17 protein-coding genes are annotated in these 23,190 nt (G+C 59.7%); 4 read left to right on the top strand and 13 right to left on the bottom strand.

From position 1 onward, the window contains the following. Nucleotides 1-18: 18 nt before the first annotated feature. Nucleotides 19-1,089 (top strand): RHS repeat-associated core domain-containing protein, encoded by a 1,071-nt coding sequence (locus tag KHO07_RS29080; protein WP_244858263.1) that lies wholly within the window; start codon nucleotides 19-21, stop codon nucleotides 1,087-1,089. 20 nt (nucleotides 1,090-1,109) lie between these two features. Here the strand turns inward: KHO07_RS29080 and fdhA are convergent, their stop codons facing one another. The 8 genes from fdhA to KHO07_RS02200 form a co-directional block, all read right to left on the bottom strand. After that, entirely contained in the window at nucleotides 1,110-2,309 is a 1,200-nt protein-coding gene (gene fdhA, locus KHO07_RS02235; protein ID WP_075946215.1) for a formaldehyde dehydrogenase, glutathione-independent, read from the bottom strand. 202 nt (nucleotides 2,310-2,511) lie between these two features. Beyond that, nucleotides 2,512-3,369: a formyltetrahydrofolate deformylase gene (gene purU / locus KHO07_RS02230; protein ID WP_075946216.1), complete on the bottom strand. Its 858-nt coding sequence runs from the start codon at nucleotides 3,367-3,369 to the stop codon at nucleotides 2,512-2,514. A 180-nt stretch (nucleotides 3,370-3,549) separates the two neighbouring features. Next, entirely contained in the window at nucleotides 3,550-4,182 is a 633-nt protein-coding gene (gene soxG, locus KHO07_RS02225; RefSeq protein ID WP_150734242.1) for a sarcosine oxidase subunit gamma family protein, read from the bottom strand. Between the two features lie 148 nt (nucleotides 4,183-4,330). Continuing rightward, nucleotides 4,331-7,348, bottom strand: coding sequence for a sarcosine oxidase subunit alpha (locus tag KHO07_RS02220; protein WP_212626373.1), 3,018 nt, complete (start codon nucleotides 7,346-7,348; stop codon nucleotides 4,331-4,333). Next, nucleotides 7,345-7,674 (bottom strand): sarcosine oxidase subunit delta, encoded by a 330-nt coding sequence (locus KHO07_RS02215; RefSeq protein ID WP_047534309.1) that lies wholly within the window; start codon nucleotides 7,672-7,674, stop codon nucleotides 7,345-7,347. The genes KHO07_RS02220 and KHO07_RS02215 overlap by 4 nt, the downstream gene beginning before the upstream one ends. Nucleotides 7,675-7,688: 14 nt before the next feature. After that, nucleotides 7,689-8,939, bottom strand: coding sequence for a sarcosine oxidase subunit beta (locus KHO07_RS02210; RefSeq protein WP_007980419.1), 1,251 nt, complete (start codon nucleotides 8,937-8,939; stop codon nucleotides 7,689-7,691). Nucleotides 8,940-8,962: 23 nt separating this feature from the next. Next, nucleotides 8,963-10,216, bottom strand: a complete 1,254-nt coding sequence (glyA, locus tag KHO07_RS02205; RefSeq protein WP_017341183.1) for a serine hydroxymethyltransferase — start codon at nucleotides 10,214-10,216, stop codon at nucleotides 8,963-8,965. Between the two features lie 283 nt (nucleotides 10,217-10,499). After that, nucleotides 10,500-11,228 (bottom strand): TraX family protein, encoded by a 729-nt coding sequence (locus KHO07_RS02200; protein ID WP_244858262.1) that lies wholly within the window; start codon nucleotides 11,226-11,228, stop codon nucleotides 10,500-10,502. Between the two features lie 131 nt (nucleotides 11,229-11,359). Here KHO07_RS02200 and KHO07_RS02195 point away from each other — a divergent pair, with 131 nt between their 5' ends. Together KHO07_RS02195 and KHO07_RS02190 are read left to right on the top strand one after the other, a co-directional pair. Beyond that, nucleotides 11,360-12,400, top strand: coding sequence for a low specificity L-threonine aldolase (locus KHO07_RS02195; protein WP_212626371.1), 1,041 nt, complete (start codon nucleotides 11,360-11,362; stop codon nucleotides 12,398-12,400). Nucleotides 12,401-12,628: 228 nt separating this feature from the next. Next, nucleotides 12,629-13,453 (top strand): NAD(P)-dependent oxidoreductase, encoded by an 825-nt coding sequence (locus KHO07_RS02190; protein WP_212626370.1) that lies wholly within the window; start codon nucleotides 12,629-12,631, stop codon nucleotides 13,451-13,453. Nucleotides 13,454-13,567: 114 nt separating this feature from the next. Here the strand turns inward: KHO07_RS02190 and gbcB are convergent, their stop codons facing one another. Continuing rightward, the gene (gene gbcB / locus KHO07_RS02185) at nucleotides 13,568-14,668 is read right to left on the bottom strand and encodes a glycine-betaine demethylase subunit GbcB (protein ID WP_212626369.1); all 1,101 of its coding nucleotides are present in this window, start codon (nucleotides 14,666-14,668) and stop codon (nucleotides 13,568-13,570) included. Between the two features lie 297 nt (nucleotides 14,669-14,965). On the opposite strand from gbcB, the gene gbcA reads away from it, so the two are divergent. Next, entirely contained in the window at nucleotides 14,966-16,261 is a 1,296-nt protein-coding gene (gbcA, locus tag KHO07_RS02180) for a glycine-betaine demethylase subunit GbcA (protein ID WP_212626368.1), read from the top strand. 60 nt (nucleotides 16,262-16,321) lie between these two features. Here gbcA and KHO07_RS02175 read toward each other — a convergent pair whose 3' ends face one another. The 4 genes from KHO07_RS02175 to dgcB all read right to left on the bottom strand — a co-directional run bounded on the left by KHO07_RS02175 (nucleotide 16,322) and on the right by dgcB (nucleotide 23,106). Then, entirely contained in the window at nucleotides 16,322-18,157 is a 1,836-nt protein-coding gene (locus tag KHO07_RS02175; RefSeq protein WP_212626367.1) for a hypothetical protein, read from the bottom strand. Between the two features lie 996 nt (nucleotides 18,158-19,153). Next, entirely contained in the window at nucleotides 19,154-19,924 is a 771-nt protein-coding gene (locus KHO07_RS02170; protein WP_212626366.1) for an electron transfer flavoprotein subunit beta, read from the bottom strand. A 15-nt stretch (nucleotides 19,925-19,939) separates the two neighbouring features. Further along, nucleotides 19,940-21,160, bottom strand: a complete 1,221-nt coding sequence (locus KHO07_RS02165; RefSeq protein ID WP_212626365.1) for an electron transfer flavoprotein subunit alpha/FixB family protein — start codon at nucleotides 21,158-21,160, stop codon at nucleotides 19,940-19,942. Then, nucleotides 21,160-23,106, bottom strand: coding sequence for a dimethylglycine demethylation protein DgcB (dgcB, locus tag KHO07_RS02160; protein ID WP_150734232.1), 1,947 nt, complete (start codon nucleotides 23,104-23,106; stop codon nucleotides 21,160-21,162). The genes KHO07_RS02165 and dgcB overlap by 1 nt, the downstream gene beginning before the upstream one ends. Between the last annotated feature and the right edge of the window lie 84 nt (nucleotides 23,107-23,190).

Below are 23,190 nucleotides of genomic sequence, written 5' to 3'. Positions count from 1 at the left end.
CACTCAGGAAGACAGTCCATGCAGCCCAATCGCGAAACGTTGCTCTGCCGTTACCACTACGACCCGTTGGATCGACTGGCGGATTGCACGCCTGCGGTGCAAGCCACCACCCGGCGCTTTTACCTGAAAGATCGGCTGGCCACCGAGATTCAAGGCGCAGTGCAGCGTTCGATCATGCAGCACGAGGACCAATTGTTGGCACAGCAGCAGCATCAGAGCGGTGTCGTGGACACGCGGTTGCTGGCCACCGATCAACAGCGTTCGGTGTTGAACGTACTCAACGCGACTCGTCTTAATCCCCTCGCCTACGCGCCCTACGGTCATCGCCCGGCGGAGAACGGTCCGCTCAGCCTGCTCGGCTTCAACGGCGAACGACCGGATCCGGTGACGGGATGTTATTTGTTGGGGAATGGTTATCGGGCGTTTAACCCGGTGTTGATGCGATTTAACAGCCCGGACAGTTGGAGTCCGTTTGGGGAGGGTGGGTTGAATGGGTATGCGTATTGTGTGGGGGATCCGGTGAATCGGAGTGATCCGACAGGACATATCCCCAGCGCGTTGAAACCTATACTTAGAAGCTTGGGAATAATTAAAAAGCCGCCCCCCAAAAAACCGGCTATCAGAACGCTGAAACCACCTTTTTCAATACAAAAAAATGGCACCAACTATGAACTAGTTGGATACCATGGAACTTCCGAAGATTATGCAAAAACAATGCAACGCACTGGCCCCCAAGCCAGTTTTGACACAAAGTCACAGCTATCCTACGGAACTGGTTTTTATTCGACCTCCGACATTTCAAAAGCTCAGAGTTACGCCGACTTCAAATCAGCAAAAATGTTCGCTAGAAACCCTGAAGGATTACTTGCAGTCTACGTCAAGAACCCCGCAGAAAAAGTACTGAGTCTAGATTACAGATTCATTCCGGAGGCTCGAGAACTAGTCATGAAAGAACGCATGTACTCCGACGTAATGCTTGTAAGAGTCAATGAAGATAGATACGTACAAGAACCGGATATAAATAAAATCTTCAACATACAAAAACGAAAAAGCTCAACCCTTAATCCGCAAAGCAAAGGGCGATTTTAAATCGCCCTTTCTTTTAAAGCTTACGCCGCACTAAACAACTTATGCGGATCAATCACAAACTTCTTCGGCACGCCTGCATCAAACTCACCGTACCCTTCCGGCGCCTGGTCCAGGCTGATCACCTGCACGCCCACCACTTCGGCGATGTTGATGCGGTCCCACATGATCGCCTGCATCAGCTGGCGGTTGTACTTCATGACCGGGGTCTGGCCGGTGTGGAAGCTGTGGGATTTGGCCCAGCCCAGGCCGAAACGGATGCTCAGGCTGCCCATTTTCGCGGCAGCGTCGACAGCGCCCGGATCTTCGGTGACGTAGAGGCCCGGAATGCCGATTTTGCCCGCCACGCGCACCACACCCATCAGCGAGTTGAGCACGGTGGCCGGGGCTTCGTGTTTCACACCGTCATGGCCGTGGCCGCGGGCTTCGAAGCCCACGCAATCGACTGCGCAATCCACTTCAGGCTCGCCCAGCAATGCGGCGATCTGTTCGTGCAGCGGCGCGTCTTTCGACAGGTCGACGATTTCAAAACCCTGGGCCTTGGCGTGGGCCAGGCGGATGGTGTTGACGTCGCCGATGATCACCACGGCTGCGCCCAACAGACGGGCCGATGCGGCGGCGGCCAGGCCGACCGGGCCTGCGCCAGCGATGTAAACGGTGCTGCCCGGGCCGACGCCGGCAGTGACGGCGCCGTGGTAGCCGGTTGGCAAGATGTCGGAGAGGCAGGTCAGGTCGCGGATTTTCTCCATGGCCTTGTCGCGGTCCGGCAGTTTCAGCAAGTTGAAGTCGGCGTACGGCACCAGCACGTATTCGGCCTGGCCACCGGTCCAGTCGCCCATGTCGACGTAACCATAGGCGCCGCCGGCGCGGGCCGGGTTGACGGTCAGGCAGACACCGGTGTGTTGCTCCTTGCAGGAACGGCAGCGCCCGCAAGCCACGTTGAACGGAACGGACACCAGATCGCCGATTTTCAGGTTCTCGACGTCGCTGCCCTTTTCGATCACTTCACCGGTGATCTCATGGCCCAGCACCAGGCCGGTTTGCGCGGTGGTACGACCGCGCACCATGTGCTGGTCGGAGCCGCAAATGTTGGTGGAAACCACTTTGAGAATGACCCCGTGCTCGATCTTGCGACCGCGCGGGTCCTGCATTTTCGGATAGTCGATTTTCTGTACTTCGACCTTGCCAGCGCCGAGATACACCACACCACGATTGCCAGACATGCTTTCACCTCGCTGTTGTTTTTATGGAACCGCGTTGCCCAGGCAGGCAGCGCGTTAAGTGCTCGGGTACAGATGCTGTTTCTTGTGTTGCTTGTAAGGGCCTCATCGCTGGCAAGCCAGCTCCTGCAGTGATTCGGGGCGAACGCAAAATTTGTGAACGACACAAACCCCCTGTAGGAGCTGGCTTGCCAGCGATGGCGATCTAGAGAACGACTGTTCTGTTCGCGTTAAGGAACACACGGCGCTCAATGTGATACCCGACGGCCCGCGCCAAGGTCAGCCCTTCAATATCCCGCCCCTTGGCGATCAGGTCTTCCGGATAGTGACTGTGATCCACCACCTCGACACCCTGGGCAATGATCGGCCCTTCATCCAGGTCGTTGTTGATGTAGTGCGCGGTCGCGCCGACCAGTTTCACGCCCTTGTTGTAAGCCTGGTGGTACGGCTTGGCGCCCTTGAAACCCGGCAGCAGCGAGTGATGGATGTTGATCGCCTTGCCATCGAGTTTGCGGCACAGTTCCGGCGACAGCACCTGCATGTAGCGCGCAAGAATCACCAGCTCGGCGCCGGACTCTTCGATCACTTGCAACACCTGACGCTCCTGCGACGGCTTGTCGTTGGGGTCGAGGGGGAAGTGGTAGTACGGAATCTGGTGCCAGTCGGCCAGCGGCTTGAGGTCCGGGTGGTTGGAGATCACGGCGGCCACGTCCATCGACAACTGGCCTATGCGCTGGCGATAAAGCAAGTCGTTGAGGCAGTGATCGGCCTTGGAGACCATGATCACCACTTTCGGCCGGTAGTGCGGCGGGGTCAGTTCGAAGACCATGCCGAAGGATTCGCCTCGTTCGGCCAGGCCTGCGCGGAACGACTGCTCGTCGAAGCCATCCGGCTGACGAAATTCCACGCGAATGAAGAAGCGACCCGAGAGCCGGTCATCGAAGGAATGGTGTTCGGTGACGTAGCAGCCCTGCTCGAACAGAAAGCGGGTCACCGCGTCCACGGTGCCGAGCACGCTGGGGCAGTCGGCGGTCAGAATCCATGTGTCTGGGGCGCGGCTCATAGTGCGGTGACTCCTGTTCGAAAATACCTAGGCGACTGCGAATACCTGTGGCGAGGGAGCTTGCTCCCGCTGGGTTGCGAAGCAACCCCTATTTCAGCAACCGCATTCCTGCAGAAGGAACGCGGACTCAGGTTTTACGACTGCTGCGCAGCCGAGCGGGAGCAAGCTCCCTCGCCACAATTACGCCTGGACGCTAAGCCCGTACTCAGCGGCCGCATCCTGCAACCACAACCACCAGTAATCCGAGAAGCTACGGCGGATCAACAGTTCCCAGGTGTCTTCGGCGGTGTGACGGATCACCAGTTGCGACTTGGCGAATACCGTACCGACGGCTTTGCCCACCGGGAAGTTGTTGGGATGCACGTCGTAGCTGGTGGACTTCATCAGGACCTGGCGCACGTTCGGGCCGCTCAGTTCGAGGATCTGCTGGCCGCCGCTGACGTTGACGATCTGGATATGCAGGTCGCCCAGCGCTTCGCGGAGTTTTTGCTCGGCGGCGAATTCTTCACCGGTCGGCACGATCAGCAGCCACTCATCAGGGCCCATCCATTGCAGGCTGGTTTCGCCTTTGACGATGACGGTCAGCGCGCCCGGCAATTCGATGCCCAGGGCCTTGTGCACACCGGCGGCGAACGCGGCATCGTGGCCATCGCCACGAATGGTCAAATGGCCGAGGAGTTTTTTCTCACGCACGGTCACACCGGCGTTCTTGCGACCTTTACCCACCAGGCTGGCGAGGTCGGCGTGATGCAGCGACGACTCGGCCTTGGCCCCGGTGGTTGGGCGTTGTTGGTAAACATTGGCTGCGGTCATAAAGCACCTTTCCTGAATTCTGTTGAGGGTGCGGTTGCCTCCTGTAGGAGCCGGCTTGCTGGCGATCCAGACGACGCGGTATCAAGTGCACCGCGTTATCGTTCATCGCCAGCAAGCCGGCTCCTACAGTCATCACCACATCCGGCAATCACACGTTCTGGCGTTCACCCTTCGGATCGAAGAACACCGAAGAAACGATTTCCGCCTCGATCACGCTGCCGTCCGCCAGTGGCGCGAACACACGCTCACCCATGCGGTTCAGGCCGCCCTTGACCACGCCCATGGCGAACGAATAGCCCAGGGAGTTGTGCGCGTAACTGGAGGTCACGTGGCCGACCATGGTCATCGGAATCGCCTGCTTGGTGTTGAACACCAGTTGCGCGCCTTCCGGCAGCCACTTGTTCGGATCGATCGGCTTGAGGCCAACCAGTTGCTTGCGCTGATCACGCACGCAGTCTTCGCGATTCATGCCGCGCTGGCCGATCCACGAGAACGGTTTGGTGTGACCGACGCACCAGCCCATGTTCAAGTCGTCAGGCGTCATCGAGCCGTCGGTGTCCTGGCCGACGATGATGAAGCCCTTCTCGGCCCGCAGCACGTGCATGGTTTCGGTGCCGTACGGGGTCAGGTTGTACTTCTTGCCGGCGTCGACGATTTTCTCGAGCACGCCCATCGCATAGTCGGCCTGCACGTTGACTTCGTACGACAGTTCACCGGTAAACGAAATCCGGAACACCCGCGCCGGCACGCCACCGACCAGACCTTCTTTCCAGGTCATGAACGGGAACGCTTCGTTGCTCAAATCGATATCGGTGACTTCGCTGAGCAGCTTGCGGCTGTTCGGCCCGGACAGGGTCATGGTTGCCCAGTGATCCGTCACGGAAGTGAAGTACACCTTCAGGTCTGGCCATTCGGTCTGCTGGTAGATTTCCAGCCATTGCAGCACGCGCGCAGCGCCGCCGGTGGTGGTGGTCATCACGAAATGGTTGTCGGCCAGGCAAGCGGTTACGCCGTCGTCGAACACCATGCCGTCTTCTTTGCACATCAGGCCGTAACGGGCCTTGCCCACGTCGAGCTTGGTCCAGGCGTTGGTGTAGATGCGGTTGAGGAACTCACGGGCATCCGGACCTTGAATGTCGATCTTGCCCAGGGTCGACGCGTCCAGCAGGCCGACGCTGTCGCGCACGGCTTTGCATTCGCGCTTGACCGCCGCGTGCATGTCTTCACCGGATTTCGGGAAGTACCACGGGCGTTTCCACTGACCGACGTCTTCGAACTCGGCGCCATTTTTCAGGTGCCAGTGATGCAGTGCGGTGAAACGTACCGGTTCGAAGATGTGCCCACAGTGACGACCGGCCACGGCGCCAAAAGTCACCGGCGTGTAGTTCGGGCGGAACATGGTGGTGCCCATCTGCGGGATGGTCACGTTCAGCGAACGGGCGGCAATCGCCAGACCGTTGACGTTGCCGAGCTTGCCCTGATCGGTGCCGAAGCCCAGCGCGGTGTAGCGCTTGACGTGCTCGACCGACTCGAAGCCCTCCCGGGTCGCCAGTTCGATGGCGGCGGCGGTGACGTCGTTTTGCAGGTCGACGAATTGCTTCGGCGCCCGTGCGGTGTTCTTTTCATGGGGCACCTGGAACAGCGCCAGCGTCGGCTCTTCCAGACGCGCCAGGGCTTTCGGCAAGGTCGCTTCGACCGGACCGAAACCCGCTTCGCTGGCTGCGCGCACACCACCTTCAAAACCATCCGCCAGGGAATCGCCGAGGCCGTAGACGCCGTTGATGCCACCGACACACACGCGTTTCTGTGGCGCTTCGCCCGGTACGAAACCGAGGATGTCTTCACGCCAGGTCGGTTTGCCGCCCAAGTGCGAAGCCAGGTGAACCACCGGGCTGTAGCCGCCGGAACTGGCGACCAGGTCGCACTCAAGCCACTCGCCAGGGCTGGTGACTTTGTGTCCTTTGACATCGATCGCGGCCACGCGGGCAGCGGTGACATGCTTGCTGCCACGGGCCTCGATCACGGCGCTGCCAGTGAGGATGCGGATGCCTTTGGCACGTGCTTCTTCCACCAGCGCACCACGCGGGTTGCTGCGGGCGTCAGCGATGGCGACGACTTGCAGGCTGGCATCGAGCCAATCCAGCGCCACGCGGTAAGCGTGATCGTTGTTGGTCGACAGCACCAGTTTTTTGCCCGGTGCCACGCCGTAGCGGCGCACGTAGGTCGAGACAGCGCCGGCCAGCATGTTGCCCGGCACGTCGTTGTTGCCGTAGACCAGTGGACGCTCGTGAGTACCGGTGGCGAGTACGACACGCTTGGCACGAACCCGGTGGATGCGCTGACGCACCTGGCCAATCGGAGCGCGATCGCCGAGGTGATCGGTGAGGCGCTCGTGAATGGTCAGGAAGTTGTGGTCGTGGTAGCCATTGACCGTGGCGCGCGGCAACAGCAGCACGTCCGGGGTGTTCTTCAGTTCGGCGATGACGCTGGCGACCCATTCGATCGCTGGCTTGCCGTCGAGGCTTTCGCGGGAGTCGAGCAGGCTGCCGCCGAACTCTTCCTGCTCATCAGCCAGGATCACACGAGCGCCGCTGCGTGCAGCCGCCAGAGCAGCGGCCAGGCCAGCAGGGCCGGCGCCGACGATCAGCACGTCGCAGTGCTGGTTCATGTAGTCGTAGGTGTCCGGATCGTTCTCGGTCGGCGAGCGGCCAAGACCGGCGGCCTTACGAATGTACTTCTCGTAAGTCATCCAGAACGATTGCGGGTACATGAAGGTTTTGTAGTAGAAACCCGGTGGCATCAGCTTGCCGCCGACCTTGCCGAGAATCCCCATCATGTCGTTGTTCACGCTCGGCCAGCCGTTGGTGCTGGTGGCGACCAGGCCTTGATACAGCGCTTGTTGCGTGGCGCGTACGTTCGGGATTTGCGTGGCTTCGGTGGCGCCGATCTGCAATACCGCGTTCGGCTCTTCGGCGCCGGCGGCGAAGATACCGCGCGGACGGGAATACTTGAAGCTGCGACCGATGATGTCGACACCGTTGGCCAGCAATGCAGCGGCCAGGGAGTCGCCTTCAAAGCCTTTGTAGCTCTGGCCGTTGAAAGTGAAGCTGAGGACTTTGTTGCGGTCGATCCGTCCGCCGTTGGACAGGCGATTGATCTGGCTCATACCTTCTCTCCCAGAGCCGTGCTGGCCGCTTTCGGGCTATCGGTCTTGTCGGTGAATTGTGGCTTGGTGCCGATCTTGTAGGTTTCGAGAATCTCGTAGGTCACGGTGTCGCGGGTGGCGTTGAAGTACTGACGGCAACCGGCGGCGTGAATCCACAGTTCATGGTGCAGACCGCGAGGGTTGTCGCGGAAGAACATGTAGTCGCCCCACTCCTCGTCGGTGCAGCTGTTCGGATCCAGTGGACGCGGGATGTGCGCCTGGCCGGATGCGTGGAATTCCTCTTCGGAGCGCAGTTCGCCGCAGTGAGGACAGAAGATATGCAACATGGGGATTTCTCCTGTTAGTGGGCGACCGCAGCAGCGCCGTGTTCATCGATCAACGCACCGTTGTGGAAACGGTCGATGGAGAAAGGTGCGGCCAATGGGTGCATTTCACCCTTGGCCAGGCTCGCGGCAAACACGTTGCCCGAGCCGGGTGTTGCCTTGAAGCCGCCGGTGCCCCAACCGCAGTTGAAGAACATGTTCGGCACCGGGGTTTTCGAGATGATCGGGCAGGCGTCCGGGGTGGTGTCGACGATGCCGCCCCACTGACGGTTCATGCGAACGCGCGACAGCACCGGGAACATCTCGACGATGGCCTGGATGGTGTGCTCGATCACCGGGTACGAACCACGCTGGCCGTAGCCGTTGTAGCCGTCGATACCGGCGCCGATCACCAGGTCGCCCTTGTCGGACTGGCTGATGTAGCCGTGTACGGCGTTGGACATGATCACGCTGTCGATAATCGGCTTGATCGGCTCGGACACCAACGCTTGCAGCGGGTGGGATTCGATCGGCAGACGGAAGCCGGCGAGCTTGGCCATGTGCCCGGAGTTACCGGCAGTGACCACGCCGACGCGCTTGGCGCCGATGAAGCCCTTGTTGGTTTCGACGCCGATGCACACGCCGTTTTCCTTGCGGAAACCGATCACTTCGGTCTGCTGGATCAGGTCCACGCCCAAGGCGTCGGCGGCACGGGCAAAGCCCCAGGCCACGGCATCGTGACGGGCCACGCCGCCGCGACGCTGGACGGTAGCGCCCATCACCGGGTAGCGGGTGTTCTTCGAGCAGTCGAGGTACGGAATCTCGTCGGCCACTTGCTTGGCATCGAGCAGTTCACCGTCAACGCCGTTGAGGCGGTTGGCGCTGACCCGACGCTCCGAATCACGGATGTCCTGCAGGGTGTGGCACAGGTTGTAGACGCCGCGCTGGGAGAACATCACGTTGTAGTTCAGGTCCTGGGAGAGGCCTTCCCACAATTTCATCGCGTGTTCGTACAGGTGCGCCGACTCGTCCCACAGGTAGTTGGAGCGAACGATGGTGGTGTTGCGCGCAGTATTACCGCCGCCCAGCCAGCCCTTCTCGACCACGGCCACGTTGGTGATGCCGTGCTCCTTGGCCAGGTAGTAGGCGGTCGCCAGACCGTGCCCGCCACCGCCGACGATGACCACGTCGTAGACCTTTTTCGGGGTCGGCGTGCGCCACATGCGCTGCCAGTTTTCGTGGTGGCTGAGGGAGTGTTTGAAGAGGCCGAAGCCCGAATAGCGTTGCATAGTCATTTACTCCAAAACCGCGCTCAGCGATAAACCGGGAAGTCCGCGCACAGTGCCGACACTTGCTGGGCGACATTGGCCTCGACATCGGCATCGCCGAGGTTGTCGAGGATGTCGCAGATCCAGCCGGCCAGGGTCACGCACTGGGTCACCTTGAAACCGCGCGTGGTCACCGCCGGGGTGCCGATGCGCAGGCCGGAGGTCACGAACGGCGACTGTGGATCGTTCGGGACAGCGTTTTTGTTGACGGTGATGTGGGCGCGACCGAGTGCTGCGTCCGCCTCTTTGCCGGTGAGGCCCTGACGGATCAGGCTGACCAGGAACAGGTGGTTATCAGTACCGCCGGACACTACATCGTAGCCGCGTTTGATGAACACGCCGGCCATGGCCTGGGCGTTGTCGATCACTTGTTGCTGATAAGCCTTGAAGCCTGGCTCCAGCGCTTCCTTGAAGCACACCGCTTTACCGGCGATCACGTGCATCAGCGGACCGCCCTGGGCGCCTGGGAAGACTGCGGCGTTGAGCTTTTTCTCGATCTCTTCGTTGGCCTTGCACAGGATCAGGCCGCCACGGGGACCGCGCAGGGTCTTGTGGGTCGTGGTGGTGACCACATCAGCGTACGGCAGCGGGTTCGGGTACAGGCCGGCAGCGACCAGACCGGCAACGTGGGCCATGTCGACGAACAACAGCGCACCGACCTTGTCGGCGATCTGGCGGAAACGCGGGAAGTCCAGGGTCTTGGAGTAGGCCGAGAAACCGGCAACGATCATCTTCGGTTTGCACTCGACCGCCAGACGCTCGACTTCGTCGTAATCGATCAGGCCGGTCTTGGTGTCGATGCCGTACTGCACGGCGTTGTACAGCTTGCCCGAGGACGACACTTTGGCGCCGTGGGTCAAGTGACCGCCATGGGCCAGGCTCATGCCGAGAATGGTGTCGCCGGCTTGCAGCAGGGCCAGGTACACGGCGCTGTTGGCCGAGGAACCGGAGTGCGGCTGGACGTTGGCGTAATCGGCACCGAACAGCTGCTTGGCGCGCTCGATAGCCAGGGCTTCAACCTTGTCGACGTGCTCGCAGCCACCGTAGTAGCGCTTGCCCGGATAGCCTTCGGCGTATTTGTTGGTCAGGCCGCTGCCTTGCGCTTCCATCACGCGTTTGCTGGTGTAGTTCTCCGACGCGATCAGCTCGATGTGATCTTCCTGACGTTGCTCCTCGGCATTCATCGCCGCCAGCAGTGCATCGTCGTAACCCTGGATCTGGTCTTGCTTGCTGAACATCGCGTCTCTCCCAGCGGCATCTGTGCGCCATTCGTCACGGTAAGGCACTGGCGTTTCGGCAGTGCCCTTTGATAGCGATGGTATGACTGGCTTGGAGAGATCAAATGCCTACGGGCGCCACGCAAAGGTGCGTTTACGACATGGCGGGAAATGGCATGCCGAACACAACTCCAAAATCATCGAGAAACCCTGTGGGAGCTGGCTTGCCAGCAATGGCGGCGTCACATCCGGCATTGAGGGCGGCCGACTCACCGCTATCGCTGGCAAGCCAGCTCCCACAGGGTCACGTGGCGATGTGGCGGACGAGCAGCAGTAGAAGGAAATGCACGGGATAAAGGGCATACGCCCAACGTCGCATTGGCGGTGGTTTTACGCCCTGGGCGTGTCGCAACAGGAACAGCCCCAGCCATGGCGCAATCAGACAAGTGGCGACGGCCGCCATGGCCACGTGATTACCCAGTCGAACGGAGTAATACAGCACCTGCCATTGATTGGCGGCCAGACAAACCAGCCCGGCAAGCAGCGCGAAATACCAGGGACGATGGATGACCCAGAGCAGCACCAGCGGTAACAACACGCCGAAAAAACCGAACATCACACGTTGCGAAAAAAACGCCGCCAGCAACAAGGCGCCCACAGCCAGCAAGCGCGATTGAAGCGTCGGTTGCTGCCAGCCGCGCGCCACCAGCAAACCAAGGACAAGCGTAGGCAACACGTTGAGCGTGTCGGGATTGGGAATGAACATCCGGTAGGGGATTTCGCTGAGCGCGCTAAACAGCAACAACCAGCTCAGATAGCGCCACTGTCCATCGCTCTCTTGCGCGGATTTTCGCGCCAGGTTCAGCGCCATTGCCAGACAAAACCACGGAAATGCCAAACGACCCGGCACATACAACAGATCGACGGAGTAACCGACATATCGCAGGTGATCGAGCACCATGCTCAATAGCGCCAACCACTTGAGCAAATCCAGTGCACCATCGCGCTGCTTTAGGTACGTAGTCATGTGCATAATTGCCCGGCATCCTTGTAACGTTCTGACAGTGACATCCCGTGTGCTCCCCGGACGATCTTCGGTAAAGTGCGCACCATCATCGACCACGGGTCGCCTCACCATAGGCGTCCCGACCACGGAAGCAGGCCATGACCGATAAGAGCCAACAATTCGCCAGCGACAACTATTCCGGCATTTGCCCTGAAGCCTGGGCTGCCATGGAACAGGCCAACCACGGCCACCAGCGCGCATACGGCGACGACGAGTGGACCGCCCGCGCGTCCGACGGTTTCCGCAAACTGTTCGATACCGACTGCGAAGTGTTCTTCGCCTTCAACGGCACTGCCGCCAACTCGCTGGCCCTGTCGTCGCTGTGCCAGAGTTACCACAGCGTGATCTGCTCGGAAACCGCCCACGTCGAAACCGACGAATGCGGCGCCCCGGAATTTTTCTCCAACGGCTCCAAACTGCTGATCGCCCGCACCGAGAACGGCAAGCTGACCCCGGATTCGATCCGTGAAGTCGCGCTCAAGCGCCAGGACATCCACTACCCAAAACCGCGTGTGGTGACCCTGACCCAGGCCACCGAAGTCGGCAGCGTCTACACCCCGGACGAAATCCGCGCCATCAGCGCCACCTGTAAAGAGCTGGGCCTGAACCTGCACATGGACGGCGCGCGGTTCTCCAACGCCTGTGCATTCCTCGGTTGCTCGCCGGCTGACCTGACCTGGAAGGCCGGTGTCGACGTGCTGTGCTTCGGTGGCACGAAAAACGGCATGGCCGTGGGCGAAGCGATTCTGTTCTTCAACCACAAACTGGCTGAAGACTTCGATTACCGCTGCAAGCAGGCCGGGCAACTGGCCTCGAAGATGCGCTTCCTGTCGGCGCCGTGGGTCGGCATCCTGGAAAACGCCGCCTGGCTCAAATACGCCAACCACGCCAACCACTGCGCGCAGCTGCTGGCCGAACTGGTCAGCGACATCCCAGGCGTTGAACTGATGTTCCCGGTCCAGGCCAACGGCGTGTTCCTGCAACTCTCGGAACCGGCCATCGCCGCACTGACCGCCAAGGGCTGGCGCTTCTACACCTTCATCGGCAACGGCGGCGCCCGCTTCATGTGCTCGTGGGACACCGAAGAAGAACGCGTCCGTGAGCTGGCCCGCGACATCCGCGAAGTGATGACCGCCTGACTGACAAACAGCTAAATTGTGGCGAGGGAGCTTGCTCCCGCTCGGGGGCGCAGCCGCCGTAAAACCTGCCAACGCGGTCTGCCTCACAGACCGCATTTTCAGACTTAGGGTCTGCTTCGCAGCCCAGCGGGAGCAAGCTCCCTCGCCACATGACCTCTTGCGCCGGAAGACATCGTCTACCCTGATTGTCGAGCCACCGCTCACATAACAACAATCAGGAGCGCACGCATGTCATTGCAAGGCAAAACCCTGTTCATCACTGGCGCCAGCCGTGGGATTGGTCGTGAGATCGCGCTGCGGGCTGCGCGTGACGGCGCCAACATTGTGATTGCCGCCAAGAGTGCCGCGCCCCACGCCAAGTTGCCGGGGACGATTTTCAGTGTGGCGCAGGAAGTGGAGGCGGCCGGCGGCAAGGCGCTGGCGTTGCAGGTGGATGTGCGTGACGAAGAGGCTGTGCAGGAAGCACTGGCCCAGGCCAACGAACACTTCGGCGCCATTGATGCGCTGGTCAACAACGCCGGGGCGATCAAGTTGACCGGGGTGCAACACGTCGAACTCAAGCGCTTCGACCTCATGCACCAGATCAACACCCGCGCCGTGCTGTTGTGCAGTCAGGCCGCGCTGCCCTACCTGAAGAAGTCCAACGGACACATCCTCAACCTCTCGCCGCCGCTGAATCTCGCCACCAAATGGTTCGCCCAATACAGCCCGTACACCGTGACCAAATACGGCATGAGCATGCTCACGCTGGGCATGAGCGAGGAATTCAAGAATTACGGGATCAGCGTTAATTCACTGTGGCCGCAGACGATGATTGCCACAGCGGCGATCGAGTTTCAGCTGGGGTCACGGGAGTCGTTCAAACATGCGCGAACGCCGGCGATCATGGCGGATTCGGCGCATATCATCCTGAGCAGCGCGAATCGCAGCCTGACCGGGCGGTTGTTGATTGATGAGGAGGTTTTGCGGGAAAACGGCGTAACGGAGTTCGGACACTATCGGTTCGAGCCGGACAGCAACGAACAGTTAATGACGGACCTATTCGTCGACTGAAAACACCGTACCTGGGGGAGCGAGCTTGCTCGCGATGACGTCATCAGATTCAACACCCATGTTGGCTGATCCACCGCTATCGCGAGCAAGCTCCCACAGTTTTTATGGCGGTTATCAGAACTCGATCCGCACATCGCCTTTCGGCACGCTGCAGCACGACAGGATAAATCCGTCGGCTTCGTCTTCCTCGGTGATCCCGCCGTTGTGCTCCATCTCCACTTCACCACCCAGTTTCAATACCTTGCAGGTGCCGCAAATGCCCATGCCGCAGGCTTTCGGGATCAGCAAGCCAGCCTTGGCCGCCGCTGCGTGAACGGTTTCGCCGGGGGCGACGCGTATGCTTTTCCCCGACGCGGTGAATTCCACCTGATGCAGGTCCGCCAGGTCGAGCTCCGGTGCGTCTGCCGCCTGCTCGGCGTGTTCCACTGCGTCGGCGCGCGCCTCGGGCGGGGTCGCCCCGAAAGACTCTTCGTGGTAACGCGACATGTCGAAACCAGCGGCCTCGAGCAAGCGCTTCACCGCGTTCATGTACGGCGTCGGGCCGCAGCAAAACACTTCGCGCTCGAGGAAGTCCGGCACCATCAGTTCCAGCATCTTGTGATTCAGGTAACCGCGATAACCGGCCCACGGCTCACCCAGCCCGTGTTTCTCGCAGATCAGGTGCAGGCTGAAGTTGTCGATCCGCGACGCCATGTGCTCCAGCTCGCGGTGGTAGATGATGTCCTTGGGCGAACGGGCACTGTGGATAAACGTCATGTCGACGTTGGCATTGGTGTCATAGAACCAGCGCGCCATGGACATGCACGGCGTGATCCCGACGCCACCGCTGAGGTACAGCACTTTCGGGCTCGGGAAATCGATGGCGTTGAACAGACCGACCGGGCCATGCACCGCCAGCTCCTGGCCTTCGTGAAGGGTGTCGTGCAACCAGTTCGACACCTTGCCGCCCGGCACACGCTTGATGGTCACCGAGAAGCTGTACGGCACCGATGGCGAGCTGGAAATGGTGTACGAACGCATGATCGGCTGGCCTTCGATTTCCAGCTCCAGGGTGACGAACTGCCCCGGCTTGAAGAAGAACATGATCGGCTGGTCGGCCATGAAGCAGAAGGTGCGCACATCCCAGGTTTCCTGGATGACTTTGACGCAACGGACGATGTGTCGACCATTGGCCCAGGTCTGGGTGGTTACCGGGTTCAGGAAGCTGTTGGACATGCTGATCTCCACGGCCGACTGTCGGCCTTCATGTTGGCGATTCTGCGTATAGCGCAGATCACCCATTTACCTATCTGCGACATTGACATGCTTATCGCGACCAGCCCCCAACTACCGGGGGTTGCGCGTCGGGAACAGATTGCATCATGTCGCCCATGGATAAGGTTCTGGCCAGCGCCGGCCCCACACTCGCCCCATACCAAGACACATTCTTTACACCTTGCGTAGCAACCCGAAGCAGCACACCTGATTAGCCACTTTCGCCGGCCACACAGAATGGCCATGAGGATTGAATCGATGGACGTCACTACTACCCTGAGCCTGGGCGATCCGCTGGAACCCGCACGCAAGGCCACCGCGCAGATGCTGCAAGAGCGCGAGCGCACGTTCTCGCTGCCGCAGCCGTTTTACTCGGACGAGCGTCTGTTTGATATCGACATGCAGGAAATCTTTCAGAAAGAGTGGTTGATCGCTGGCATGACCTGCGAAATCCCTGCCAAGGGCAACTACCTGACCCTGCAGGTCGGCAAGAACCCGATCATCGTGATTCGCGGTGCCGAAGGTGTAGTACACGCCTTCCATAACGTCTGCCGCCACCGTGGCTCGCGCCTGTGCACCAGCGAAAAAGGCAAGGTCGCGAAACTGGTCTGCCACTATCACCAGTGGACTTACGAACTCGACGGTCGCCTGCTGTTCGCCGGCACCGAAATGGGCGCCGACTTCGACATGAAGCAATATGGCCTCAAGCCGGTGAACGTGAAAACCGCTGGCGGCTACATCTTCATCAGCCTGTCGGAAAACCCGCCGGCCATCGATGACTTCCTGTCGACGCTCAGCCATTACATGGAACCGTACGACATGGAAAACACCAAGGTGGCGATCACCACCACCTTGATGGAAAAGGCCAACTGGAAACTGGTGCTGGAAAACAACCGCGAGTGCTATCACTGCAACGCGTCGCACCCGGAACTGCTGAAAACCCTTCTGGAATGGGACGACGTCACCGACCCGCGCGCCGACCAGGCGTTCAAGGACCACGTGGCCGCCTCCGCCGCTGCCTGGGAAGCCGAGAAGATCCCTTACGCCCACGCCAGTTTCGGCCTGCGCAATCGCATCGTGCGCATGCCGCTGCTCAAGGGCACCGTGTCGATGACCCTTGACGGCAAACAGGGCTGCGCCAAGCTCATGGGCCGCATCAAGAACCCGGACCTGGGCTCGATGCGCATCCTGCACCTGCCGCACTCGTGGAACCACTGCATGGGCGACCACATCATCGTGTTCACCGTGTGGCCAATCAGCGCCCAGGAAACCATGGTCACCACCAAGTGGATCGTGCACAAGGACGCTGTCGAAGGCGTGGACTACGACGTCGACCGCATGCGCCAGGTCTGGGACGCCACCAACGACCAGGATCGTCGCCTGGCCGAAGAAAACCAGCGCGGCATCAACTCCACCGCGTACCAGCCTGGGCCTTACTCCAAGACCTATGAGTTTGGCGTGGTGAATTTCGTGGATTGGTACAGCGAGCGGATGTTGAACAATCTGGGGGCTGAGCCTGCGCCTTACCTCAAAGGGGTTCCGGTTAGCGGCTGAGTGCAGAAACGTTATTGATACACCATGACATGAGGCCTGTGCGTTCGTGACGCACCGGCCTCATCGTTTTTCCTGACTGTTTGCCTGACCGCTTTCGCCAGTGAACTCCCGACTCACGTGGAGATAACACTGACGAGCAACACGCAGAGTGAACGTCAGCGGCCGTGAGCACTTCGAGCGAAAATCCTCGCGTACTTGATCACACTCAAACGAAAACGGACTCTGGGGTACGTCCATGGTAAAGGTGCCACACCATCGCCCCTCGATGTCGACCAATGCCGTACCAAAAAGGCCGATCCCTACATCTTTCTGAAAAAAACGAACGATCGCGCCCGGCTCACCCAGGCCGCGGATGGTCGGCCTGAGTGTATACACCGCGGCCCCATCGATGGGTGAGCGGATAGCAGGCGTTGACAAAACAACGGTGAATGTAACCGGTAGCGAGTAGTCCGATTCGAGCCCATTCAACGTTTGATTGCACACTATCGAAAAAGAGCTGACAGGAACATCCACAGTAAAACTGCCAATCCATTTGCCATCGTCGCCGACCTCGGCTTGACCATAGAGTACCGTGCCGAACCCTGATTCAAAAAAATGAACGGTCGCACCCGGCGTTCCTTCTCCGCTAATTGTCGGCCTGAATGATTCAAATTCATCGCCGTTGATTGGCGTGCGGATAACAGGTGCTGACAAACCAACGGTAAAGGTTACCGGGAGCGAGTACTTCGACCGAGCGCTATTGAGTAGTTGATTACACGATAATTCAAACGTAGCGTCAGGCAAATCGCGTGAAAAACGGTCCGTCCATACTCCATCCGTGCCGACTTCAGCCTGGCCATAGGTATTATCCCACCGACCACTCCAATAAAAATAAACGGTCGCGCCAGGCACGCCTTTCCCACTGACGATCGGCCTGAATGTAGGCAGGACATCCCCTTCCACTGGAGATAAGACGATTGGTAAAGGAAGAGAACGTGCCGGCTTAAGGCTATTGCTCTCGATGCACTGCCTGATCAAGATCGAGTTTGAACGGGTACACCAATCGAAATTAATGATGTTGCTCTTTCGCTGCCACTCCCCGTCCGTCGGGTACCAACTCGCCAGTGTTTCAACTAGATTCACCGGGCCTTCAATAAAATTATAGGCGGTTGCGGACATTGACCATGGATAATCGCCTGAGGGTGGATTACGCATCACCTCATTCATAAAGCTCTTGAGTCTGTCAACGCTGACCTCGCCGCCTCCGACCCACTCATGATCAATCCGGTCCCAAAAATAGCTTCGATCGCGCACGGGTATTGCGCCTCCCGTTCCATCGTTCCAGAACACGCTAGGTGCGGCCACAATGATTCTTGGCCCCGAGTATTGGGCTCTTATTTCGTCAAGGTTCAAATCACGCGCACTAAAGGGCAACATCTTGCTTGTGTAGTGCCGCATGAAATGCGCATGAATCAAGGCATATGGAACAGGCTCGTCCTCTCTTTGCGCCTCGAACAGATGAAAATCAAGAAAGACAATTTCACCTGGATTGGCCTCCTGAAAGCGATCCACATCATTCAACATGTTCGCAAAGGTGCGGACTGAAGTACTCGAATGATAAAACATCAGTCCCCGATTTATATTCTCCGGCCCATAACCGGAAAACCATCTCAGTCTGATATCCAGTACCCGCACACCATTATCGAGTTGGTGGCGAAAGCTTTTATCTTGACACGTATCAAAGAAAGCATTTGGATTCCCCTCCACATCGAATCCGGAATTATGTGCACTCGGCAGACTAAGATCGCTAATTCTTAAATGTTTGATAGATGAGTGAAGATCCGACATCCAGCTATTCAAATTATAGGCATGGGTTTCACCAGCGTCAGCGTCTGTATGCTCTTCATCCTCGTTCACGATCAATCCTCATCGGCGAAAAAATTCAACGTCACCATAGCGCCACGAACGGCGAGAGAAACCTGTCACAAATGTCAGTCTGTTATCACATTTGGCAATTAGAAACAGAAGCCCGCGAAGGATCATGAATCAGCGTTTATTGATCGACGACTGTGTCCAACGCCTTATGGCGCTCGCGAATAGGGATTTGCACGAATCTGTACAAATATTGATCTAACTTCCTCTAGCCCACGCCAGATTTGCTTCACAGCGTTCCGCAAACAAGTTATCCACACCTCCACCCACAGCAATTGGGGACAACTGTGGAAATCTTGAAAACTTTCTCCACAGAAACCGAAGAAAATCCGTGACTTATCCAGAATGAACATTTTCAAGAGCGACTGTTCATTAATTGATCAAAGCGCTACAGATCACGAATTTAGCGGCTTTCAGAGGATCGTAAACACCTTATCCACAGAAGCGCCAACAGACTTTGGGGGCAACTTTGGAGTCGCTGTGGAAAACCGCTGAAAACCTCGAATTTTCTGGGCTTATGCGAGGTTTACCGCTGAAAAACATCATATCGATCAAAAAACAACCACGCTCCTGAAAGCCACGTTCCATGGGCCCTACAGCGGTCAGCGAACATCTTATCCACAGAAGCGCCAACAGAGATCGGGGACAAGTTTTGCTTCGCGCTCACACTTATCCTCAAGAAAACTGCTGTAAAAACCATGGGTTAGGCTGTTCGTTTTTTGATCTACGGGCTGCAGGGCTTGATTTTCGGGGGATGCAGCGAGGGGCGAACATGTTATCCACAGAAGCGCTAACAGAGTTTGTGGAGAACCAGGCAGGCCGCGCGTCCGCGCGTAGGGCCGAACGAAATTCAATGGTCATTAATGTTTCCTTGTGGGAGCTTGCTCGCGAAGGCGGCGGCTCAGGCGACATCACCGTTGACTGTCGGTCCGCTTTCGCGAGCAGGCTCGCTCCCACCTTGGATCAGTACGGGTTATCAGGTTAACGGACGACGCCTTCTTCGATCAGCAGCTTGAGAATCGCCTCAGCCCCCGCCTGCGCCGTCACGCCCTTGAGCACTTGCCCACCGCCACCGCTGGCCTTCGCCGTCGCGGCTTTCATACGATCGGCACCGCTCTTGGCCTTGATCACCTTCAAGCGTTTTGGCCGAGGCTTGGCTGGTTGCAGGGTGGCGACTGCCAGCAATTCGTCGTCAACGACTTCAACCTCATCAGCCTGCAACACCCCACGCCGGGCCGGGCCGTAAGCGCTCTGGCGAGGCTTGGGCGCTGCGTTATCGACCGTCGCCAGGAACGGCAAGCGAACCTTCAAGCGACGGCGCTGACCACGGGGCAAGGCCTGCAGCACCAACGCCGAACCGCCGTCGATGGACTCGACCTGCGCCAACCCCACCACCAGCGGCCAGCCCAGGCTTTCGGCCAACAGGAACGGCAACATGCCCGAGCCTTCGCCGGTTTCAGCCTGACTGCCGGTCAACACCACCTGAGCGCCGGCATCGCGCAAATACGCGGTCAGCGCCGGCAGCGCATCCGCGCCCTCGGGTTGTTCCAGGACATGCAATTGCTCCAGCCCCATGCCCAGATAAGCGCGCAACGCGCGCTCGGCGACATCGCCGGCATGCAGCACCTGCAAGTTATCCCCAGCCAGTTGCAGACCCAGTTCCACGGCACGCGCATCCTGTTCGGCGCGACGTGGACGGCCGGACGTCGGGTGGGCGCCGATGGACACCAGGCTGATGATTTTCGTGCTCATAACCCTTTCCTTCCCTTAAGCCGCATCGCGCTTGGCGTCGTTGCGGTAGGCCTCTACCGCCGCGATCAAGGCTTGAAGAATCTCGGCGCTCTCGCCGATCACCGACAGGTCGGCCCGTTTGATCATGTCGCAGCCAGGATCAAGGTTGATAGCCACCACCTTGTCGCAGGCTCCGATGCCTTGCAGATGCTGGATCGCCCCGGAAATCCCCACCGCCACGTAGACCCGCGCAGTGACCCAGGTGCCCGAGGCGCCGACCTGGCGGTCGCGGGCCATGAAACCATCGTCCACGGCAACCCGGGACGCGCCTTCGGTGGCACCCAATGCCTCGGCGGTCCTGTGGAAAAGTCCCCAGTCCTTGACCCCGTTGCCGCCGGAGAAAATGAACTCGGCTTCGGCCATTGGAATTGCCGCCGGGTCCACCGCCACCGCGCCCAGATCCTCGATGCGCGACAAGCTGCGCGCGACGGTTGTGGATAACTCGACCGGCAACGCTTCGTGACGGGTTTCACTGACCGGTTCGGCGCATTCGACAGCGGCCAGAATCAAACGCGCAAGCGGGCGGGCCAGGTCTTGCAAACCCGCACCAGCACGGCCGATGCATTCCTGATCCTTGACCTGCCAGACCCGGGTGGCCGGGCGTTCGCCCAAGGCCGCAGCGAAGCGCCGCCCCAGTTCCCCGCCGCCGCTGCGGCTGTCCGGCAGCAACCAGTGACGCGGGTTGAACTGGTTATCCACAGCCCGCAGGCCCTGGACCCGTTGCTCCGGTGCATAACCGCTGAATGCTTCGCCATCGAGCACCAGCAGGCGATCGACGCCTGCGGTCGTAAACGCGTTTTCCTTGTGTTCACCGAAGACCACGGCCAGCACGGCGCCGTCCTGGCCGGCCAACTGATGGGCCAGGCCCAACAGATCGCGGTCGTGGCTGCCCAAGCGGCCACCGACCATGTCCGGCACCACGCAGATGTAGAACGCGGGCTGGGTCACCTGATGCAACGGCAATTGCACTTCAACGGCGGCCGAGCGTTTGCTCGTCCCGCCCTGTTGAGCGCCACTACGGTCAATGCGCTTGATGCCGTTGGGACCGATAAAACCCATCCCATGGGGATTCTTGCGGATGACGCCATTGGGTCCCATCCAGCTGTGTTGCGCCGGCTGCATGGCCGCGTGCAGCGGATGCAGTCGGTTACGGGCGATCCATTCGGCGCGGGGGTCGCGGCGGATAATGTCGCTCATCAGTGCACCTCCGCAGGTTCACGTTTGGCCGGCGCGGCGGGCTTTGCCGCGTCGTCTTCCAGCAGCGCATCGGCCACCAGTTCGGCGATGTCCTTGATCAGCGGCCGGGGTTCGACCACGCCTTCGAGCATCGCCGTGCACTGTGGACAACCCACGGCCACCAGTTCGGCGCCGGTCTCGCGGATGTCTTCCATGCGCATGTCGGGAATTCGTTGCTTGCCCGGAATGTCGGTGATCGGCGCACCGCCGCCACCGCCGCAGCAGCGCGAGCGGAAGCCGGAACGTTGCATCTCCTTGACTTCAATCCCGAGGGCACGCAGGACCTGACGCGGCGCCTCGTATTCGCCGTTGTAGCGGCCGAGGTAGCACGGGTCGTGATAGGTCACGCTGTCGCCTTTGTGCTGACCGAGGTTGAGCGCGCCAGCCTGAATGATTTCCGCCATGTAGGTGCTGTGGTGCTGCACCAGGTAGTTGCCATCGAAGGCGCCATATTCGTTTTTGAGCACGTGGAAGCTGTGCGGATCGCAGGTTACGATGCGGTTGAAACTGTATTTGGCCAGGGTCTGGATGTTGCGCTTGGCCAGCAACTGGAAGGTCGCTTCGTCGCCCAGGCGTCGGGCCACGTCACCGCTGTCGCGCTCTTCGAGGCCGAGCACCGCGAAGTCGATTTTTGCCGCTTTCAGCACTTTGACGAAGGCGCGCAGCGTGCGCTGGTTGCGCATGTCGAAGGCGCCGTCGCCGACCCAGAACAGCACGTCGGTGGATTTCTTTTCGCTGAGCAGATTGAGGTTCAGGTCCGCCGCCCAGTTCATCCGTCCGCCCGGTGCAAAACCGCCAGGATTGTCGGTGGCGATCAGGTTTTCCAGGACTTCGGCACCCTTGTTCGGAGTCGCGCCTTTTTCCAGAGTCAGATGACGACGCATGTCGACGATGGCATCGACGTGCTCGATCATCATCGGGCATTCCTCGACGCAGGCGCGGCAGGTGGTGCACGACCACAGGGTTTCGGCGTCCACCAGCCCGTTGACGATTGGCTGATGCGGATTGCCGCTGTGCTCGCCAATCGGCTTGCCTGGATAGGGGCTCCCGGCAAACTTCGCGTCGGTGCCACCGGCAAGGCCGACGACCATGTCCTGAATCAGTTTTTTCGGGTTCAGCGGTTGGCCAGCGGCGAACGCAGGGCATGCCGCTTCGCATTTACCGCACTGTACGCAGGCGTCGAAACCGAGCAACTGGTTCCAGGTGAAATCCTTGGGTTTTTCCACGCCCAGCGGTGCGCCAGGGTCATTCAGGTCCAGCGGTTTCAAACCGGTGGAACGGCCGCCACCAAAACGCTCGGCGCGACGGTGCCAGGCCAGGTGCAGCGCACCGGCGAAGGCGTGCTTCATCGGCCCGCCCCAGGTCATGCCGAAGAACAATTCCGACACGCCCCACAGCACACCGATGCCGAGGATCGCCGCGACCAGCCAGCCACCAAAGTTTTCCGGCAGGATGCCCGCCACCGGCAGGGTCAGCAGGAAGAACGATGCCGAAAACGCCAGCAAGCTTTTCGGCAGACGCATCCACGGGCCTTTGGACAAACGGCTCGGTGGGTTGCGCCGGCGCAGATACATGAAGATCGCACCAACGAACATCACCGCCGACATCAACAGCAATGCATACCCGAGGATGCGGTTATGCAGGCCGAAACCATGCACCACGATCGCCAGCACGATGGACGCCACCGCACCGCCCGCCGTGGCGACGTGGGTGTTGGCGATGTATTTGTCCCGCGCAACGACGTGGTGCAAGTCGACCATGTAGCGCTTGGGCATGGCGAACAGGCCGCCGATCAGGTCGACCTTCGAGGCTCGGCCCCGGCGCCACATGGCTACCCGCCGCAACGCGCCCAGAACCGCAAGGCCCAGGGCGGCGAACAACAGGATTGGAAGAAGGGTGTTCAACATAGGTGTTGCTCCCAAAGACCGCAGGGTCGTGTGCGTGCCGGTAAGAGCAACGCACTACTTGTGGCGAGGGAGCTTGCTCCCGCT

It is taken from the genome of Pseudomonas sp. PP3 (assembly GCF_905336995.1).
GTDB lineage: Bacteria > Pseudomonadota > Gammaproteobacteria > Pseudomonadales > Pseudomonadaceae > Aquipseudomonas > Aquipseudomonas reinekei.
Note: the sequence above shows the minus strand (reverse complement) of the source record. Positions and strands in the feature narration are given on the sequence as shown.